Below are 800 nucleotides of genomic sequence, written 5' to 3'. Positions count from 1 at the left end.
TGAGCCGTACGGCTGTTGACCAGACAAAAATGATTAAACATGGTAGAAAAAGCCGCTTTGGCTGTCCATTGGTCAAACTGATGTTCTTTTCACTGATATTCCAACCATAGGTTTCCTTGAGTAAACGTGCCAGTGCTTTAACAAAGACATCTTTACCTTGAGGACCATCGTAGTTTGCCAGTGCAGCAAGCAGTTTGCCGTTAGAGAGCATGTTTTCGCTGGCTTGGTGAAAGTATTCGAGCATGGCTGGGATAGCGGCTGGGTTGCCTCCTCCGAGCATGATGGCACCCGGTGTGCGCAGGCCATCATTCAGATCGTCCATTAATTGGGTTATTCCAGAATACTGATTAAACTTTTCGCCAAATTTTGAAAACTGCATTTGTTGTTATACCTAATTCATTGTGATTGCTTTCGTGTGCCTAAATGGCCAGTACGTTGCTGGCTGATAGAGTAATAGTTGAACATACCTGAATGTAACAGAGAGTAAAAGCGTGAAATTGCTACGTAAGCTGAAACTTTTTCCCGCGAAATAGCTCTCGGTAAAGAATYGAAAAATTCAGCAAATGTAAGAGCGGAATGATCCATATAACATTTTGATAAATTAGAACGCCATTATGGCTTTGTTGTTATGTGCGTGGTGAATGTATTATGCGTGCGCATTACATAACTAAATGGAATTACAATGAAAATGAGAAAGTGCTTATTATTGTACTATGTTGGCAGGCTTAGCCGCGTGTAACACAATGAACTATCAAGCCAGTGCACCAACAGCAGCCCAGAGCTGGTGGCAGTATTACAAG

General features: G+C 42.2%; 1 pseudogene. It reads right to left on the bottom strand.

The window, feature by feature from the left end:
* Positions 1-36: 36 nt before the first annotated feature.
* Positions 37-379 (bottom strand): annotated as a pseudogene (gene avtA, locus CIK04_RS23450) (valine--pyruvate transaminase); the annotation flags it as partial.
* Positions 380-800 lie beyond the last annotated feature (421 nt).

Source organism: Vibrio sp. 03_296, assembly GCF_002265885.1.
The sequence above is the reverse complement of the archived record's forward strand: the minus strand, read 5'-3'. Positions and strand labels throughout refer to the sequence as shown.